We start from the raw sequence: 14443 nt of genomic DNA on the forward strand, positions 1-14443 counted from the left end.
GCAGCGGCTTCCGCGCGGCGCGACCAGCTCCCCTGTAGGCTCGGCATATGGCTGATGTGCGCCGTCGTGCCCTGCTGTCCAATGGACTGCCGGGTGCTGCGGCAGTGGTGACGCTGGCGGCGCTGGGCGCTTCCTGTTCACCGGGACCCAAGGAGGATGCAGTGAAGCGGCAGAAGTACAAATACGGTGACCACCCCAGCCAATGGGGCGAGCTCTTTCTGCCAGAACCGCCCCCAGCATCCCCGTCCCGGAGCAAGCACACCGTGACCCGCGGGGTGGTGGTGGTCATCCATGGCGGCTACTGGCGCTCGCAGTACGGGGCTGAGCTGGGCGAGCCGCTCGCCAAGGACCTCGCCGCACACGGAATGGCGGCCTGGAACCTCGAATACCGGCGGGCAGGCAACGGCGGGGGCTGGCCGCACACCTTCGAGGACGTGCTCGCCGGAATCGACAAACTGCGCGAAATTGCCAAAGAACACGGACTGGATATCTCCCGTGTCGTGGCGCTGGGGCACTCCGCCGGCGGCCACCTCGCCGTCTGGGCCGCCGGCCGGGACCGGCTCGCCGGGCTCGGGACGCCGGACGCGGACCGGCAGGTCCTGCGGAACCTCAACGGCGAGGCAGTGCACCTGACGGGCGTGGTCAGCCAGTCCGGGCTGCTCAACCTGGCCCAGGCCGACTGGCTCGACCTCAGCAACGGCGCGGTGAGCAACTTCATGGGCGGCTCGTCCGGCAAGTACCCCAAGCGCCACAAGTACGCCGATCCCATGAGCGCCGTCCCGCTGGACGTGCCGATCTACGCGGTCCACGGCCTTGAGGACGACACCGTGCCCATGAGCCAGTCGGAGGCCTATGTGGCCGCCGCCCGTGCCGCGGGGGCGCCGGTGCAGGTGGTCAAGGTTTCCGGGGACCACTTTGCGCTGATCGACCCGAAGGCCTCGTCCTACCGGAAATGCCGCGAGCTGGTGCAGGAGTTGCTGGAACTTTAGGGGAGGGCTGCCGGAGTGAACCGGCAGCCTTCGCCTGCCCTGTCCAGGATGGTCTCGATCGCCTGCCTGCCGTTCCCGAACCACACATCCCGGAGCGTGATCTCCTGCGAGTCCGCGCCGATGAGGGTGACGAGGCCGTCCGGGGCGACGGCGACTCCCACCAGGTCCTCCCACCTGATGCTCGCCGTGTAGTCGGTGGAGAGGGTCACGCCTTTGTCGCCGACGAACAGCTTGCTCCCGCCCGGAACGCCGTAGAAGGCGCCGCGCACGCTGCGCCGGAACTCCTTTCCGCCCAGCCAGTCGACGGTCCTGTCCTGATCCGACTTGAGGTTGTCGTCGCCGGGACGGGTCCCCTCCGGCATCCCGAAGATGGCCGTCTCCTCCAGCCAATCCAGGGCTGCCCGGCAGGCCGCCGCCGTGACGCCCTGCGCCAACGCCACCTTTTCCCCCGGAGACACGGCGGCTCGGCCGAGCAGATGGGACTCCGCGGCCGCCACAGCCACTTCAATAGCGGCGGCCGGATCATCCAGATACTCCTGGACCTCCTCCACTTCGAGGTTCAGCTCCTCGGCGGTGGGCCCGTTGAGCCGCAGATCCCGGAGAATCGCCATAAGCCCGAGCCGCACATCCTCCGCATGCTGTGCCGTGGGGTCCGACTCGAAGCACAGCACGCCCCGGCCGTCGTCCTCGAAAATGTGCAGGCAGTCGATGTCGTAGATCCAGCCGTGCTCCTGCCGCAAAGTGCGGCGGGCACGCCGGCAGGCTATCCGTGACAAGGCCCGCGCGGCCTCACGCCGGGATTCCGTGTCAGCAGGAACCTCGAAGGACACGCCCAGCCGCGGTCCGCCCTGTTCGAACCACATGGGCAGCCGCCTGCCCAGGGGTTCGGCAGCGGCCGGCGGGCGGGCCGGTCCCTCGGGCAGAGGCAGCCGGAGCCCCTCGGGCGGAGCGCCGTTCAGGGCCAAGGCGGCGTTCCCGGCGGTGAAATGCCTCCGCAGGAGCTGCAGGATCTCGGCGGATCCGATCGCCTCCAGCGCCGGCGGGGACACATCCACCAGGCCAAGCGACGACAGGCCGAAGCGGTGCCGCAGGTGCTCCGCGGTTGCCGGTGGAACAGTGCCGGAGCCCTCGGCGGTGAGGACCTTCGTCTCCACGTCCAGCCGGCCGAAGTCGGGGGCGGAAACGGCGGAACAGACTGCGGCGAGGAATGAGCCCACGCTCTCCGCCTTGCCGCTGGCCGTGAATGAGGTGAATGTCGGCTCAACTCCGGCGTTGTGGTTCTGGCGGAGGTCAGGAATTGATGACATGGCCAGGTGTTCCACCAGATGGGTGAGGCCGGTTGTCATGAAGGATTCGTCCCGGACTCCGGCGCGGAAGATCAGGTGGGCCGTGAATGGCTGGGGCCCGTCCACCCAGAAGACGGGAACTCCGTCGACGTCCGTTCGTTGCAATGTCATGGGGTAGATAGTAAAGCCGCTGCCGGTTGTTGCCGGTCAGCGGCGCACCAGCCCTGCCCCCGGAGCTACCCGGTCAGGCGCCCTGCACCGCTCCCGGTTGCTAGCGGCATCTGCATGGGGGACTCTAGTAGCTGGGGGTTGGGGTAGTTTTGTATATTACGATCACCGGTTTCACTAGGAGAAATATATGGGTGAATCCAACAGGTGGTGGACAACATGATTCGGCTTCGCAAATTGGCGCGCGCCGCCTCCGTTCTGACCACCCCGTTGGCGCCGGAGGATGTTCTTGCGCTTTTTAATCCTGTCTTTTCCGCCCGCCAGCTGCGCGGCGTGGTCACCCAGGTTGTCCCGGAAACGGCGGATTCCGCCACGATTCACTTCCGCCCCGGCCGCGGCTGGAAGGCCCACAAGGCCGGCCAGTGGGCGCGGATCGGCGTGGAGCTCGACGGCGTGCGCCACTGGCGCTCGTATTCGCTCAGCGCCCCCGCCGGGCAGGATCCGGCCATCACCGTGAGCGACGTCGGCGCGGTTTCCGGCGTCCTGGTCCGGCAGACCAAGCCCGGCGACGTCCTGTTCCTGGCGCCGCCGCAGGGCGACTTCGTCCTGCCGGAACACCCGCGGCCGCTGCTGATGCTCACTGCGGGCAGCGGCATCACGCCGGTCATGTCCATGGTCCGCACCCTGGTGCCGCACCGTCCGGATGCCGATGTGGTGCTCATCCACTCGGCCCGCACGCCGCAGGACAGCATTTTCCACGAGGAACTGTCCGAGCTCGCGGACCAGTTCCCCAACTTCCGCGTCACCCACTGGTACACCGGCGAACACGGCCGGCTGGACTTCGGCTCCACCGCCCAGCTGGAGGAACTGTGCCCGGACTGGCGCCAGCGCGCGGCCTACGCGTGCGGCCCCGAGGAGTTCCTTGACGACGCCGAGGCCCTGTGGTCCAGCGAAGCCGCCGCCCACGAGAAAGCGGCGCCGGGTCCGTTCGCGGCCGACCCCATCAACCTGATCATCGAACGCTTCAACACCAGCCTGGTGGGCGGAGCAGGGCACGATGGCGGACTGGTCACCTTCGAGGCCTCCGACCGCGAGGTCGAGGCGGACGGCAACACCCCGCTGCTCGACGTGGGCGAAGACGCGGGCGTCCTGATGCCCAGTGGCTGCCGCATGGGCATCTGCCACAGCTGCCTGCTCCCGCTGCGGGCCGGCCAGGTCCGCGACCTGCGCACCGGCGAGGTCCACGGCGAACCGGGCCAACTAATCCAGACGTGTGTTTCGGCAGCCGCCGGGCCCGTTAACCTCGACATCTGAGGAGCAACATCGCATGACTGCAATATCTGACCGCACAGCCGCGAAATCGACGTCGATCAACGGGGCGGCGGCAAAACACCGCCCCGGGGCGCTGGCATCTTCCGGGAGCCCGCTGGTGCGTCCGCCGGCCGCTGCCCACCTTTCGGACGAGCAGGTTGCCGAGATGGGCCGCGAGCTGGACGCCATCCGGGACGACATCCTGGCCAAGCGCGGCGCCTCAGACGCCGCGTACATCCGCCGTGTTATCAAGATCCAGCGGGCTCTGGAGATCTCCGGCCGCGCGACGCTGCTGGTGAGCCGGAACAAGGGCGCCTGGGTCGCGGGCACCACGCTGCTGAGCCTCGCCAAGATCCTGGAAAACATGGAAATCGGGCACAACATCCTGCACGGCCAGTGGGACTGGATGCGGGACCCGGACATCCACTCCACCACCTGGGAGTGGGACTTCGTCACCCCGGCACGTTCGTGGCAGCACACCCACAATGACCTCCACCACCGCTGGACCAACGTGGTGGGCAGGGACAACGACGTCGGATACAACCTCCTCCGCATGGACGCCGATCAGCCGTGGAAGCCCCACAACCTCGGCAACCCCCTGTACAACGCCATCCTGGCGCCCATCTTCGAGTGGGGGATCGCCATCTACGATCTCGAGCTGGCGGATTACCAGGAGGGCAAGAAGTCCAAGGATTCCATGAAACGTGACCTCAAGGCCCTGGGCCGCAAGGTAGTCACCCAGTTCACCAAGGACTACGCCGCCACTCCGGCCGTCGCCATGCTGACCGGCTCCGGCAAGCAGGCGCTGTACGGCACGCTGACCGCGAATGCCGTCCGCAACGTCTGGGCCCATGCGGTGATCTTCTGCGGCCATTTCCCCGAAGGGGCTGACACGTTCACCGAGGAAATGGTGGAAGGCGAGACCCGCGGCGACTGGTACGTCCGGCAGATGATCGGATCAGCCAACATCTCCGGCTCCAAGTTCATGCACCTCATGACCGGAAACCTGTCCCACCAGATCGAGCACCACCTCTTCCCCGACCTGCCGTCCAACCGGTACGGCGAGGTTGCCCCGAAGGTGCAGGAAATCTGCAAGCGCTACGGCCTGCCGTACACCACCGGTCCGCTGCTCAAGCAGGTCGGATCGTCCTGGGCCAAGGTCTTCAAGCTCGCGCTGCCGGGAAAGAAGTCCTAGCAAAAAACCGCAGCGGGCGTGTGCAGCGGGCCGGTCGGTCCGCTGCACTGTTGCCTGCCCGGATGACCTGAGCGCCGGGCCGCGTTCTCTGGCAGAGTATGTCCATGCTCACAGTTATTGGCGAGAGCCTCGTTGACGTGGTCCAGCGCAGTTCCGGAATCGAAGCCCACGTCGGCGGAAGCCCGCTCAATGTCGCGGTTGGCCTCGCGCGCCTGGACCACCCCGTGCAGTTCATCGGCCGCTACGGCCGCGACGCCTACGGGGAGTCGGTGGCCGCCCACCTGAAGGCCAGCTCGGTCATGCTCCCGCAGGCCCCGGACGGCCTGCCCACCAGCGTGGCCACCGCACTGGTGGACGACGACGGCGCCGCCACCTACACGTTCGACCTCGCCTGGGAGCTTCCCGGACTCGCGGAACGGCTGCCGTTCATGCTGCAGGGCACCACGCTGCTGCACACCGGCTCCATTGCCACGATGCTGGCGCCGGGCGCCGCGGACGTCCTGGCCGCCGTCGAACATTCCCACCCCTCCGCGACCATCAGCTTCGACCCCAACTGCCGCCCCAGCATCATCCCGGATGCGGACTATGCGCGGCGCCAGGCAGAGAAGTTCGTGATCCTTTCGGACATCGTCAAGGCCTCCGACGAGGACCTCGCCTGGCTCTACCCCGGAGTTGACGTGCTGGACTCGGCGCGGCGCTGGCTGTCGCTGGGCGGAGCCGGAGGCCCGGCCATGGTGGTGGTGACGCGCGGAGCATCCGGGCCGTGGGGCATCACGGCGGCCGGTGAAGCCGAATTCGCCGCACCCCGCGTGGAAGTGGCGGACACCGTGGGTGCCGGTGACTCGTTCATGGCGGCGCTGCTGTCCGGCGTGGTGGACCGCGGCCTGGCCGGAGCCCAGAACCGGGCCGACCTCCGCGCCCTGCCCGCCGAAGACCTCGCCGCCCTCATGGCGCATGCCACTCGCGCCGCCGCCGTGACGGTGTCCCGCGCCGGGGCCAATCCGCCCACGCGGGCCGAACTCAACCGCGTGGAAGCGGCCGCAGAGGAAGCCGAAGTCACCATCATCTGAAAGGCAGCCATGACATCCGCCAGTCCCTTTCCCAACCTCCCGGACGTTCCGTCGTTCGAGCTGACCAGCCGATCCTTCCAGGACGGCGAGACCCTGCATCCCGCGCAGCGCAGCGGCAGGCTGCATGCAGGCGGCGCGGACGAGTCACCGCAGCTGAGCTGGAGCGGTGCCCCGGCGGGGACCGGAAGTTTCGCCGTCACGGTCTTTGATCCCGATGCCCCCGGCGCCGGCGGGTTCTGGCACTGGGCCGTGCTCAACATCCCGGCGGACGTCACGTCGCTGCCGGAGGGAGCCGGAGCCGAGGCGGGCCAGCAGCTGCCGCCCAGCGCCATTCAGCTGAAGAACGACGCCGGCTTCCGCGGCTACCTGGGCGCCGCACCGCCGCCCGGGCACGGCCGACACCGGTACGTCGTCACCGTCTATGCGCTGGACGTCGAAGAACTGAAGGCCGGGAACAGGCCCGCAGGGCTGGAAGCCCAGCTGGCCAAGCACCTGCTGGGCAAGGCCACGCTGACGGGAATCTACAGCCGCTAGGAGACTGCTGATCGAGCCTGTCGAGATCGCGGGTTCGGCAGGCGCAACCAGCGGCTGGCATCCGATAGGCGTAGGCTATCTATGCTTCCGGGCTGTGCGACGGAAGCCCCGGGATCGGGAGCGGTGAAGAAGCTGGCATGGACACGCGGAATCTGAAGTATGCCGGCCGCCGTCGCCCGCCGGTCGGGAAGCCGTCCGATCATCGCCGTCGCCGGCCGCTCTCTCCTGCCCCGGGAGCGCTGGTCCGAAATGGCGCTGACCCGGGTCTACACCCTGGCCGAATACACCGACCGGGACTCGTCCAAGGACCCCGACCTTCCGCCGCGCTGCTCCAACGGATCGGAAAAGACATCGGAACAAGCCTCCTGTAGCGGAAGCCACCCGCTTCAGGAACCAGAATCGCCCGCCCGGGGGTAGCCCGGGCGGGCGTTACCTTTTTGTGGCGTTGTGCCGGCGAAAAAACGGTAGGACACTGGGAAAAACGGTGTGAAAGGAGACTGTCGTGCGCAAGAGAAAAGCATGGATCATCGGAGCAGCGGTGGCCGCGGCAGCCCTGGGCGGCGCAACGGTTGCGGGGGCGGCCGGAAACCTGGTTGTTGACGACTTGACCACGAACGGAGGTTCCCAAGGGACCCTGAGCCAGGCCGATCGCGACAAAGCAGTCCAGGCCGCGCTTGCAAAGGTGGGGCCGGGAACCGTGACCGACGTTGAGGGTGGCGGGGACCCGGGCTCTGCCTACGAAGTTGAGATCCGGCTGAACAGCGGCTCGGAAGTCGAAGTGAACCTCGGCCCGGACTTCCAGGTCCTGAACCAGGGCGCCGAGGACGACTGACCGCCCCTTGACTGAGCCTGTCGAGATCGCGCGAGCCAGCTGATCGAGCCCGCCCGCTGATCGAGCCTGTCGAGATCGAGGTTTCGACAGGCTCAAGCACCGGGTACCCGCATCAGGCGGACCGACGTCCCCTGGGGGTCTTCCAGTCCGGCAGGACGCTTAGGCCGTCATCGAGGATGCGGGTAAGGGACCCCGCCTCAGCGTCCCGGCGTCGGCGGCGCAGCCATGCTGCGAGGTTGCGTTCTGCGGCTTCTGAGGAGTTATTTGCGGGATACCGGCCTGTTTGCCGCACCATTCCGACGAGCTCGTTCATGCGTTCGACGCTTCGTCGGGTTGCTCTGGCAGGATCACCGTTGGCGGCGGCAAAGTGCTCCTCACGAAGCGCCGGATCGGCCGCCCTTGCGGCAGCCAGGTGGTAACCCACGGTTGATATGGGCGCCCCCGTCCGCGCCGAGATCTGCCCGCGGCTGAGGCCGCGTCGATACATTCGTACCCACTCCGGGTTGGGAACAAGCTCCCATCGTACGTTTGCCACTGACTTTCACTTCCTCGGTAGGCTCTTCTCGCTTGTTCAGAGGCGCGAAAGGGTCACGGTGGCTTGTCCGTACTTAGATTTGGGACCCGGGGAAGACTGAGGGTAACCGCGGACCCTGAAGTGGCGTACATGGTGGCATTCTTTCCTGTACTGGGTTACGAAAGTCTTATGCACAGGATCGTGCACCGGACATGAGAGCAAGCTGAGAAGCCCGTGCCGTAGGGACAGGAAAGCTCTCTGTCAGGGATACTTCGAGAATGAGTGGGCGGAGGCGGGCGTGAGAATTCTCATTGTCGAGGACGAAAAGCAGTTGGCCGACACAGTCCGCCGCGGGCTGTCCAACGAGGGATTCGTGGTGGACGTCGTCCATGACGGGGTCAGCGGGGTCTGGGCTGCGACGGAGAAGTCCTACGATGTGATTCTGCTCGATCTGATGTTGCCGCTGAAGAATGGCTACGACGTGCTGAAAGAAATCCGGAGCCGCAGAATCTGGACGCCAGTCTTGATGCTGACGGCCAAGGACGGCGAGTATGACCAGGCAGATGCTTTCGACCTCGGAGCCGATGACTACTTGACCAAGCCGTTCAGCTTCGTCGTCCTGGTGGCCAGGATAAGGGCGCTGATGCGCCGCGGAGCGCCGGAGCGGCCCGTCGTCCTGGAGCTGGGATCCCTGAGCCTTGACACGGCAAGCCGCCAGGTGCGCCGCGGGGAGGCAGCGATTGCGCTGACCGCCAAGGAGTACGCGCTGCTGCATTTCCTGATGCGGCGGCCCGGCCAGGTGGTTTCAAAGGGCGAGATCCTGGACAACGTGTGGGATGCGGCCTTTGACGGCGGCGAGAACGTCGTCGAGGTCTACATTGGGTACCTCCGCCGGAAAATCGATGTCCCGTTCGACGTGCAGACCCTGATGACCGTCCGAGGCATGGGATACCTTCTCACCGCCGACAGGACCCCGGTGGGATAGCGCTACGAGGTATGGAGCTGGCTGGCGTTACCGGTTACCGCGAGATTTTCCTGCCAGAGACCTTCTTGCCGGGATCGTCGGCGGACGCGGCGTGCGGGAAGACCATTTCAAAGCGGCATCCGCCGCCGGGCGCTTCCGATGCCCTGATTGATCCGTCATGGGCTGCCATGACGGCGGCCGCGATGGCAAGACCCAGGCCGCTGCCGCCTCGCTCGCGGGACCGGCTTTCATCAAGCCGGACAAACCTCTCAAAGATCCGTTCCCGGTCTGCGGCCGGCACGGGCGGTCCGTCATTATCGATGGTTATCGTGGCTTGGGCCTCGGCGTTGTGAACCTCGATGGAAACCACGGACTTGGCATACCGGTCGGCATTATCGAGGACATTCCGGACCACTTGGGCGAGCCTGCGCGCATCGCCGGTAATCCGCGCCGGTTCAAGATGTGCCACGATCCGATGCCGGCTCGTGGAGCGCAGCCGAACGATCTCGTCGTTCAGGACGTCGTCGAGATCCACATCGGTCTTCTCCAGGCGCAGCCCTCCGTCATTGGCCTTGGCCAGTGTGAGCAGATTTTCAACGAGATACCGCATGCGGGCTGTTTCGCCGGCAAGGACCGACTTCATCTCGTCCCACGTTCGTCCGGAGGGATCGGCGGCGGCGATTTCCACCCCGGCGCTGAGGGTGGCGAGGGGGCTGCGCAGTTCATGGCTGGCGTCCGAGACGAAGCGCCGCTGTTCCAGGTCGGCCGCCTCAAGCCGTTCCAGCATTGAGTTCATTGTCTGCGCCAGAGCTTGGAGCTCATCGGCGGTAGGCGGGACTTCCACCCGTCCGTCCAGGCGGCGGGCGCTGATCATGGCAACCTGGCCCCGGATTCTCTCCACTTGGCGCAGGGACCGGCCCACCAGCATCCAGACGGCTATCCCTACGAGCGCCAACAACAGCGGCGTGGCGCCGAGCACGAACCACGACACCGTGGCGACGGTGTTGGCCTCGACCTGGGTCGTGACTGCCACCACCACCGTGTAAAGAACGCCGTTGTCATGGACTCCGGTCGCCACAACCAGGAACTCGTCGTCGTTACCTAGGCTGGGCAGCTCGGGCACGCCCTGGATCAGCGTTTGCCCCGCGTCCGGACGCAAACCGGTCAGCGGAGCCGCTGCCGCGCCAGGTACAGAGGAGGCGACGACCGACCCCTGCGGATCCAGGAGCTGGATATACTGCCCGGCCTCGCCGGCAGACTCGATGAAATGGCGCCCTCCAGCAAGGCCCTGGTCGGAGATTTGGGCAGCGACCTCCGTGGCCTCGCCCCGGGCAGCGAACTCCGCAGTGGCGACGAGCGACTTCTGCAGCAGCACCAGCAGCGTCAGGCCGCCAATGATAAGCGCCGCAGCCACGACCAACACGGCAGTGGCCGTGGCGCGCTTTCGCACACCCCAGAGAGTCCGGGGCACGCCACGACCGGCAACCTTCCGGACAGCATCCATGCTCCAAGGATGCAGCCGCCACGGGCCATAAACAAAGCCCGGGACGCGGATTTCTCAGCCTCTCCACAACAACTCTCAGTATTCGCTCAGCTAACCCCTGAGCACTGTCCGGCTCAGCGGGAGCCGGTGGCCGCCGTCGTGCTGCTGCGAACGACCAGGTGAGGGGGCAGCACTTCGGTGCGTTGGGGCAGGAGGGGTTCCGCCATGCGCTCCAGCAGCAGTTCCGCGGCACGTATGCCGACGTCACGGCTGACGGGGTCAACCGTGGTCAGGGAAAGGTGCCGGATCTGCCCGAGATAGGTGTTGTCGTATCCCACGAGTGATAGCTGTGAAGGAACGCTAACGGAGCGCTCGGCGGCGGCAGAGAGTGCCCCGACGGCGAGAACGTCGTTCGCGGCAAAGACCGCCGTGGGCGGCCGGCCGCCGTCGATGAGACGGGCCATGGCATCAAAGCCGGACTTTTCGGTCATGTCGGTTTGCTCCACCCGGACGTAATCCTGGAGGCCGTTGCGGGACATGGTGTCCCGGTAGGCGCTGGCCCGCAGTGCACCGGACCTGGTCGGTGCGAGAAGGTGGGCGATGTCGCGGTGGCCGAGGTCTATCAGGTGTTCGACGGCCATGCGGGCGCCCGCGACATCGTCGTTGCCGACCAGGTCCGCTGCGGGCAGGTCGAATCCGCGGATACCGGCCACCACTGTGGGTGTGTGCATGGATGCCCGCGCCAGGTCTTCGTCGGGCGGGATATCTCCGGCGATGACGAGTCCGTCGACGCGCAGATCCATAAACGGGGAGACCGGGCTTTCGCCGGGGCGGGCGAGATAGCGGGGATCACCGAGGACCATCCGCAGGTCCTTCTCGAGGAACACGCTCTTTAGCCCGTCGAGCAACTCCACGAACCAAGGGTTCGCCAGGTCATCGAGCAGTACTCCAACGATGCCCGTGCGTCCGCTGGCAAGGGAGCGCGCGGCGTTGCTCGGCCTGTAGTCGAGGGCGGCCATTGCCTCGGCAACGGCCTTCCTCTTTTGCTCGCTGACCTTGGGCGAGCCCCGCAGTACCAGGGAAACGAGTGCCCGCGAGACGCCAGCTTCCTGCGCAACATCGACAATCGTGGCGCGCTTGCCCCTTCGCTGCTGCGTTGCTTCATTCCCCGACAATTGGCCACCTCCTGCCGGCCAGCGTATCGCGGAGGGGCGGCGGACAGCCGCCGCCCCTACAAACCCCTGAAGCAGCTCCGGCTACGGACAGGTGAGAGCGGCTGTCCGGAGACAGGACTTCATCGGGTCGCCGGAACGATGATGGGCAAAGCGCCGGTGCGGAAGTGCACCTCCAGTTCTTCCAGGGACTGGCCCATTGTCTCCGGCACAAACTTCGCCACGAAGACCAGCGACAGAACATTCACCAGCACGAACACGGCAAAGGTGCCCGTCGATCCCAAGGCGACCACGAGGATCGGGAACAGGAAGGAGATCGCCGCGTTTACGGTCCACAGCGCAAACACCGCAATGCCCATGGCGAATCCTCGGATGGCTATCGGGAAGATCTCCGAAAGGAGCAGCCAGACGCAGGTCCCGATGAAGCACTGCACGAAGGCGACGAAGAGCATCATCGCGGCCAGGATCGTGTAACTGACGGCGTTCGACTGGGGGAGCATGAAGACGACGGCGAGAAGTGCCTGGGAACCGACAACGCCGGAGAACCCGATGATCAGCATCCGGCGGCGGCCGATGAAGCCAAGCAGCCAGATGCCCACGATCGTCATGATCACCGACGTCACGCCTACTGCAATGGTTGCCACCAGCGAGGCGCTCACACCGAGCCCGCTTCGTTCAAGGATGCTGGGCGCGTAGTAGTTGACGGTGTTGATGCCGGTCGCCTGCTGGACCACAGCGAGTCCAATGCCTATCCAGAGAAGCCTGCGCATCCATGGGTTGTTCTTCAGGTCGCGCCAGGCATGTGAGCGCTCATTGCGGGCCGTGTTGGCCGACTCGACAATTTCCTTGTATTCAGCGTCAGCTTCTTGCGGGTCCCGGCTCAGGTCCAGGATGCGCCGGCTATCGGCAAAACGGTCCCGGAGCGCGAACCAGCGCGGCGACTCTGGCAGCGCGAGCATGCCGATCAGGAGCGCAATCGCGGGAATGGAAGCCACGCCGAGCATAAGGCGCCACACGGACGTGTCATGGATGAGGGTGTCGAGAAGCGCATTAATGGCAAAGGCGAGCATCTGTCCGGTGACGATCATCAGCTCGTTGATCGTGACCATACGGCCTCGCAGATGAGCCGGCGCCATTTCCGCCAGATAGAGGGGGCAGGTCACGGCTGCGGCGCCCACGCCGAGGCCGAGGACCACCCGGGCGGCTACCATGAAGGCGACGTTCGGGGCAATGGCACAGCCCAGGGCGCCCAGGAGGAACAGCAGCGCGCAGACAAGGAGCGTCCCGCGGCGGCCGAGTGCATCTGCGAGCCGGCCTCCGGTCAGTGCGCCCACGGCGGCGCCGGGAAACAGCAGGGCGCTGACCACTGTGGCTTGTTCGACGGCGTTCATCTCCAGCGAATCCTGCATGTAAAGCAGGGCACCGGAGATGACTCCGGTGTCGTAACCGAACAGGAGTCCGCCAAGGGTGGAGATGACGGTAAGTCGGGTGAGGTATCCGCGATGTTTGGAGCCCGATGCGGGCGGGCGTGCTGCTTGCAACGACATTGTTGACATCCTGGGGTCGGTCGGCCGGAACTGCGACGGCCTTCGGTTGAGGGATGGTGAGGGGTGGTGCAGATCACCGTTTACCCAGATTAGAGCGCTCTAATAGGAGAGTCAATACTTTGTTCTGACATGCGGTCAAACTATGAACAGCGGGTTCCGTAAATGGTCCCTGGGCGGCGTCCCGAGGGCTGGCGACTCAAGCCTCCCGCCACAGCGGCAGCGGGACCACACTCCGGCTGCGCCCTGACTCGTCGACCAGGCTCACTTCACGCAGGCCCTGCTGGACGGAAACGGAAGTATCGCACCTCATCGTCATGTAGCCGGACGCCAGGAACCGTTCCACCCGCCGTCGGGCCGTCTGGGGCGACACGGCGCAGGCAGCGCCCAACTCTGCCCAGCTGGCCGCCCATCGCCGGCCAGCTCCTCTAACGGGGAGGCGTCCAGCCGGTCCGGGGCGTAGGCGTGGGGCCCCGAGACCAGGGATATTGTCCCGAAGGCGGGCTCTGCGCAGAGGCGCTGGAGGAGGGCCTCGTGCTGGCCCGGGATGGAGGATAGCTGGATGAAAGCGGACCAGCCGGCACTGAGGTGGCGCGGCCCCGGAGACGGAGTGATCCACGCGAGTCCCTGTTCCGCGAGGGCGGCTACGACGTGGGCGGCGCAGTCCATCACACGGCGGAGTTCGCCGCCTATGGGTCCTCCGCATCCGCCGACCGGGCGGTGCTGGACGGCGCGTTCGGTCTTGCGGCGGCAGCCGGGGCAGCGGCAAGGGACCCCCGGCAGCGGGCACGCCTTCTTGGCGGCAGCCCGCGCTGATAGACCAGGCGGAGGGCACGCGGGCTCACCCGTTCACCGTGATGTCCTGCGACAACATCCAGGGCAACGGCGACGTCGCCCGCAAAATGTTCACCGCGTTCGCGAATCTCAAAGACCCGGAGCTGGGCGACTGGGTCGCAGAAAATGTCCCTTTCCCCAACAGCATGGTTGACCGCATCACCCCGGTCACCACCGACGCGGACCGCGCCGCCATCGCCGATGAATTCGGCATCGAGGAGGGCTGGCAGGTGGTGTGCGAGCCGTTCGAACAATGGGTTCTCGAAGATCCCATCGACGTCGTCGACCGGCTGAAAGAACCCCTGATGGCAGCCGCCTCGCGGCAGCGCGAGGAACCGCTGGCCTTCGGCTCCAACCGCGAGGTCTTCGGCAACCTGATCGACGATCAACGCTTCGTGGACGCTTACAGCGCTGCCTTGGACGATCTTCATTCCGGCGGGCCCGGGCTGCCCTGGAAGCCCTCGGAACGCGGAATCCCAGCCGTCGTAGACGTGGTTGAGGAGGCCGTTTGTTGTTGTTCATGAAGCGTTGAGTGTCTTACGCCGGC

Annotated in this window: 15 protein-coding genes; 10 read left to right on the forward strand and 5 right to left on the reverse strand. The window is 66.3% G+C overall.

From position 1 onward, the window contains the following. The first annotated feature begins 161 nt into the window (after nt 1–161). Nucleotides 162–989 carry an alpha/beta hydrolase gene (locus J7I89_RS03830; RefSeq protein ID WP_214967487.1) on the forward strand — a complete coding sequence of 276 codons (828 nt, stop codon included), beginning with the start codon at nt 162–164 and terminating at the stop codon, nt 987–989. Here the strand turns inward: J7I89_RS03830 and J7I89_RS03835 are convergent. After that, complete coding sequence (locus J7I89_RS03835; protein WP_214967410.1) at nt 986–2446, reverse strand: insulinase family protein; 1461 nt, start codon at nt 2444–2446, stop codon at nt 986–988. The genes J7I89_RS03830 and J7I89_RS03835 overlap by 4 nt on opposite strands. A gap of 216 nt (nt 2447–2662) precedes the next feature. On the opposite strand from J7I89_RS03835, the gene J7I89_RS03840 reads away from it, so the two are divergent. The 6 genes from J7I89_RS03840 to J7I89_RS03865 all read left to right on the forward strand — a co-directional run bounded on the left by J7I89_RS03840 (nt 2663) and on the right by J7I89_RS03865 (nt 7385). Continuing rightward, nucleotides 2663–3757, forward strand: coding sequence for a ferredoxin reductase (locus J7I89_RS03840; RefSeq protein WP_214967489.1), 1095 nt, complete (start codon nt 2663–2665; stop codon nt 3755–3757). Nucleotides 3758–3770: 13 nt separating this feature from the next. Further along, nucleotides 3771–4949 carry an acyl-CoA desaturase gene (locus J7I89_RS03845; RefSeq protein WP_214967412.1) on the forward strand — a complete coding sequence of 393 codons (1179 nt, stop codon included), beginning with the start codon at nt 3771–3773 and terminating at the stop codon, nt 4947–4949. Nucleotides 4950–5053: 104 nt separating this feature from the next. Next, nucleotides 5054–6019, forward strand: a complete 966-nt coding sequence (locus J7I89_RS03850; protein ID WP_214967414.1) for a carbohydrate kinase — start codon at nt 5054–5056, stop codon at nt 6017–6019. A 9-nt stretch (nt 6020–6028) separates the two neighbouring features. Continuing rightward, nucleotides 6029–6553: a YbhB/YbcL family Raf kinase inhibitor-like protein gene (locus J7I89_RS03855; RefSeq protein WP_214967415.1), complete on the forward strand. Its 525-nt coding sequence runs from the start codon at nt 6029–6031 to the stop codon at nt 6551–6553. A 159-nt stretch (nt 6554–6712) separates the two neighbouring features. After that, nucleotides 6713–6970 (forward strand): hypothetical protein, encoded by a 258-nt coding sequence (locus J7I89_RS03860; protein WP_251044877.1) that lies wholly within the window; start codon nt 6713–6715, stop codon nt 6968–6970. A gap of 85 nt (nt 6971–7055) precedes the next feature. Then, the gene (locus tag J7I89_RS03865; protein WP_214967417.1) at nt 7056–7385 is read left to right on the forward strand and encodes a hypothetical protein; all 330 of its coding nucleotides are present in this window, start codon (nt 7056–7058) and stop codon (nt 7383–7385) included. A gap of 112 nt (nt 7386–7497) precedes the next feature. On the opposite strand, the gene J7I89_RS03870 is transcribed toward J7I89_RS03865, so the two are convergent. Continuing rightward, nucleotides 7498–7920 (reverse strand): hypothetical protein, encoded by a 423-nt coding sequence (locus J7I89_RS03870; RefSeq protein ID WP_214967419.1) that lies wholly within the window; start codon nt 7918–7920, stop codon nt 7498–7500. A 277-nt stretch (nt 7921–8197) separates the two neighbouring features. On the opposite strand from J7I89_RS03870, the gene J7I89_RS03875 reads away from it, so the two are divergent. Further along, the gene (locus tag J7I89_RS03875) at nt 8198–8884 is read left to right on the forward strand and encodes a response regulator transcription factor (protein ID WP_214967421.1); all 687 of its coding nucleotides are present in this window, start codon (nt 8198–8200) and stop codon (nt 8882–8884) included. 34 nt (nt 8885–8918) lie between these two features. On the opposite strand, the gene J7I89_RS03880 is transcribed toward J7I89_RS03875, so the two are convergent. The 3 genes from J7I89_RS03880 to J7I89_RS03890 all read right to left on the reverse strand — a co-directional run bounded on the left by J7I89_RS03880 (nt 8919) and on the right by J7I89_RS03890 (nt 13074). After that, nucleotides 8919–10367, reverse strand: coding sequence for a cell wall metabolism sensor histidine kinase WalK (locus tag J7I89_RS03880; RefSeq protein WP_214967423.1), 1449 nt, complete (start codon nt 10365–10367; stop codon nt 8919–8921). A 113-nt stretch (nt 10368–10480) separates the two neighbouring features. After that, a complete protein-coding gene (locus tag J7I89_RS03885; protein ID WP_214967425.1) occupies nt 10481–11521 on the reverse strand; it encodes a LacI family DNA-binding transcriptional regulator in 1041 nt (346 codons plus the stop codon). Between the two features lie 119 nt (nt 11522–11640). Beyond that, the gene (locus J7I89_RS03890; protein ID WP_214967427.1) at nt 11641–13074 is read right to left on the reverse strand and encodes a sugar porter family MFS transporter; all 1434 of its coding nucleotides are present in this window, start codon (nt 13072–13074) and stop codon (nt 11641–11643) included. Between the two features lie 639 nt (nt 13075–13713). On the opposite strand from J7I89_RS03890, the gene J7I89_RS03895 reads away from it, so the two are divergent. Both J7I89_RS03895 and J7I89_RS03900 read left to right on the forward strand, forming a co-directional pair. Further along, a complete protein-coding gene (locus J7I89_RS03895) occupies nt 13714–13878 on the forward strand; it encodes a hypothetical protein (protein ID WP_214967429.1) in 165 nt (54 codons plus the stop codon). 41 nt (nt 13879–13919) lie between these two features. Further along, entirely contained in the window at nt 13920–14420 is a 501-nt protein-coding gene (locus tag J7I89_RS03900) for a hypothetical protein (protein ID WP_214967431.1), read from the forward strand. The last annotated feature ends 23 nt before the right edge of the window (nt 14421–14443 follow it).

The organism is Arthrobacter sp. ISL-5 (assembly GCF_018613835.1).
Classification (GTDB): domain Bacteria; phylum Actinomycetota; class Actinomycetes; order Actinomycetales; family Micrococcaceae; genus Arthrobacter.